Source organism: Streptomyces sp. NPDC018026, assembly GCF_044327745.1.
Classification (GTDB): Bacteria; Actinomycetota; Actinomycetes; order Streptomycetales; family Streptomycetaceae; genus Streptomyces; species Streptomyces rubrogriseus.
Genome location: NZ_JBIRFY010000041.1, coordinates 1 through 4,264, shown reverse-complemented (window position 1 = coordinate 4,264; position 4,264 = coordinate 1). Strand labels below are relative to the sequence as shown.

The following is a 4,264-nucleotide window of genomic DNA, read 5'->3' as shown; positions in this document are numbered from 1 at the left end:
AACCGCCCCGCCAACCCCGCCACCGTCGGCGCCTCGAACAACGCCCGCAACGGCAGCTCCACACCCAGCACCGCCCGCACCCGGCTCACCAACCGAGTCGCCAACAGCGAATGACCACCCAACACGAAGAAGTCGTCCTCGACACGCACCGACGGCACACCCAACACCTCGGCGAACACGGCACACAAAAGCTCCTCCCGCACCGTCACCGGACCACGCCCGACACCCACCCCAACCACCGCCAAGCCCGGGTCAGGCAACGCCGCACGATCCAACTTCCCGTTCACCGACAACGGCAACGCATCCAGAACCACGATCCCCGACGGCACCATGTACCCCGGAAGCCGATCACCCACGAATTGCCGTATGTCGTGAACGAGTTCATCGGTACCGGCGCCGGTCACCGGCACCACGTAGGCGACCAGCCGCAGGTCGGCGGTCCGGTCCGCGCGAGCCACCACCACGGCCTGCGCAACGGATGGACACGCGGTCACGGCGGCCTGGACCTCACCCAGTTCGATGCGGAAGCCGCGGACCTTCACCTGCTCGTCGGCGCGGCCCGAGTACTCCAGGTTCCCATCCGCCCGGCGGCGCACCAGGTCGCCGGTCCGGTACAGCCGCTCACCGGCGGCACCGAACGGATGCGCCACGAACCGCTCGGCCGTGAGCGCCGGACGCCGCAGGTAGCCTCGCGCGAGACCGCCACCCGCGATGTAGAGCTCCCCCACGACCCCGCCGGGGACCGGTTCCATCCGCGCGTTCAGAACGTACACACGGGCGTTGGAGATCGGCCGGCCGATGGGCGGGGTGCCGTGGCTGTCGCCGTTCGCGTACCAGGCCGTCGAGTAGACCGTCGCCTCGGTCGGGCCGTAGATGTTCGCGATCCTGGCGCCGGGGAAGGCGTCCCGGACGCTGCTCACCGCGCCGGCGGTGAGCGCCTCGCCCGCCAGGACCACTGTCCGCGGCCGTGCCGACGGTGCCTCGTCGCCCAGGACCTGTGCGAGCGCGGAGGGCACGGCGCTGATCAGGCTCACCGGCCTGAAGGTCCGTGGTTCTTCGGCAAGGGCGAGGAGGTCCTGGACGACCTCGACGCTGCCGCCCGACACGAGGGGGCCGAAGATTTCGAACACCGACACGTCGAAGTTCAACGAGGTCGAGGCGAGCACCCGGGACAACTCGTCGGCGCCGAACGTGGCTCCTGCCCAGGTCAGCAGGCCTGCCACCGAGCGATGCTCCACGAGCACACCCTTGGGGCGTCCCGTCGAGCCCGAGGTGTAGATGACGTAGGCCGGATGTCCGGGGGCAGTCGGAGCCACCCGCTCGTCCGGGCGGAGCGTGCCGGCCGCCAGTGCGTCCAGCGTGCCGGTCACCGTCGGGGCGTCCAGTGTGATCCGCGGGGTGTCGGGGGGCAGCGTCGAGCCGGACCGCATCGTGGTGAGGACCGCGACAGGCGCCGCGTCCTCAAGCATGAACGTCATCCGCTCGGCCGGGTACGCCGGGTCGACCGGCAGGTAGGCGCCGCCCGCCTTCAGCACACCCAGCAACGCCACGACCAGATCGACACCACGCTCCATGCACACCGCGACCACCGACTCCGGACCCACACCCTCCGCAACCAGCAACCGCGCCAGCCGGTTCGCCCGCACCTCCAGCTCCCCGTACGACACCGAGAACCCGTCGGCAACCACCGCCGGCGCCTCCGGCGTGCGCACCACCTGCGCCTCGAACAACTCGGGCACCGTCGCTGCGGGCGTCTCGATCCCCGTGTCGTGTCCGTCGTTCAGCAGCCGGTTCCGCTCGTCGGCGCCGAGAACCTCCACGGCGGCCAGCGGGAGGCCCGAGCCGGTGTCCAGTGCGGCCACCACATTCCGGGTGGCGTTCCGCAGCAGCGCACACACCGCCTGCGGATCGACCGGGGCCACCGAGTCGACCGTGAGCCTGAACCCGGTCCCGAGATCGTCGACCGCCACGACGAGCGGGTAGTTGGTACGTTCCCGGGTGAGCAGGGCGGTGACGCCGTCGAGCCCGACGCTCTTCCGCTGTCCGCCGGCCTGCGCGGCGATCTGGTTGTGTCGGTAGTTGAACAGCGAGGTGAACAGTGGACTCGTGCCCACGATCCCGCTCGCCTGCTGCGCGAGAGCGAGCGGCGCATGCTCGTGCGCCAGCAGTTCGGCGAGCTGCTGCCGGAGCCCGTCGATGGCCTCACCAACACCGGTGGAGCCGGTCCGGACCCGCACCGGCAGGGTGTTGATGAACGGTCCCTGGACCCGGTCGGCTCCCGTTCCGGCATTCATCCGCCCGAACAGGACGGTGCCGAACACCACGTCGTCCCGACCGGAGACAGCGGCGAGGACCCGTGCCCACGCCGCATGGAAGAGCGTCGCCGCACTGACACCGCGTGCGCGCGCCGACTCCCGCACACTCCTGGCAAGTTCCTCATCGACGGTGAGCTGGGCACGCTCTGACGTCACGCCGTCACCGTGCACGTCGAGTAGCCCGTACGGCGCCGTGGTCTCCGTTACGTCACCGAGCAGACCGGTGAAGTAGCGCTCGTGCTCCTCGCGGGTCACACCGAGCCGGGCCTGCGCCACGAACTCACGGAACGGCAGCGGCTCGGACAGCGCCTCGCCCTGCCCCGACAGAATGGCCCCCAACTCCTGCAGGAGCCCTTCCTGTGTGGTGTGGTCGCGGACCATCTGGTGCATGCGCAACAGGCCCAGCCAGCGCCCGCTGCCGGGTTCGGCGGCGATGTGCATGCGCAGCAGCGGAGCGGAGGACAGCTCCATCCATGCTCCGCCGGCCGCCATGAGCTGGTCGACGGGGTCGGCGCCCTCCGCGTGGAGCACGACCTCGTCGACGGGCAGGTCGACGTGCCGTGCGACCACCTGCACCGGTTCTCGCAGCCCCTCCCAGACGATCGCCGTGCGGTAGATGTCGTGCCGGTCCACCACCTGCTGCAGCGCGCCGAGAAACGCGTCAACGCGGTCCCGGTCGTCGAAGGCCAGCACGATCGGCAGGACGTAGACATCTCTGCTTCCCCGAGCTGCCATCAAGTGATGAAAGAAGATGCCTTCCTGGAGCGGGGCCAGCGGGTAGACGTCGGCGACATTGGCCGCGCCCCCCGGCACAGCCGCGACGATCCGCCCGACCTCGTCCTCTGTGAGTTCGACGAGCGGGAGCATCTCCGGGGTGATCTCCATGGCACCCTCGGGGATGGCGTTCGGCGGCACCACTACGTTGTCCGGGGCCCCCTCTGCGGCGAGCCCTGCCGGTGTCGGCGTCTGGAACAGTGCCTTGACCGATACCGACATGCCGCGCGCCCGCAGCTTCTCCACCAGCGAGACCGCCAGCAGAGAGTGCCCGCCCAGCGCGAAGAAGTCGTCGTCGACCCCGATCCTGTCCACGCCCAGTACCTCGGCAAAGGCCAGACACAAGGCCTCTTCCTGCGCCGTCTCCGGCCCCCTCCCACCGACCCCGGCCCCGGACCCGAGGTCGGGAGCCGGCAGAGCAGCCCGGTCGAGCTTGCCACTCCCGGTCAACGGCACAGCATCCACAACCACCACCGCGGAAGGCACCATGTGCCCCGGCAACCGCGCCGCCACAAACCCCCCAACAGCCGCCGCAAGATCACTCACATCAGCATCCCCATCAACCGCCACGACATAAGCCACCAGACGGGTATCACCCGGGACATCCTCCCGGGCTACGACCACCGCCTGCGACACCGCCGGACACCCGGAAACCACCGCCGCCACTTCACCCGGCTCAACCCGGAAACCACGGATCTTCACCTGATCGTCCGCCCGGCCCGCGAACACCAACCGGCCATCCGCCGTCCACCGCGCCCGGTCCCCGGTCCGGTACATCCGCTCACCCGCCGAACCACCGAACGGACACGCCACGAACCGCTCCGCCGTCAGACCCGCACGACCCACATAACCACGCGCCAACTGGGCCCCAGCGACATAGAGTTCACCGGTCACGCCCGGCGCGACCGGGTTCAGCGCGTTGTCCAGGACGTAGAGACGGGTGTTGGCCACGGGTGTGCCGACCGGCACCACTCCGGACGCCACCACCTCCTCGGTAAGACGCGTCGTGGCGACGCCGATCGTCGTCTCGGTGGGGCCGTAGTGGTTGAACACTTCCCGGTCCCCGGCCGCCGCCAGCAACTCCGCCACCAGGGCGGGCGAGGCCGCCTCACCACCCAGCACCAACGACCGCCCGGGCAGCACCGCCGCCGCACCCAACGCCGCCACATGCGACG

General features: G+C 70.2%; 1 protein-coding gene. It reads right to left on the bottom strand.

Annotation, left to right across the window (positions count from 1 at the left end; all coding sequences use genetic code 11):
* Positions 1-4,264, bottom strand: a 4,264-nt coding sequence (locus tag ACH4D3_RS41120; RefSeq protein ID WP_398332875.1) for an amino acid adenylation domain-containing protein, incomplete at both ends; no start/stop codon positions are given.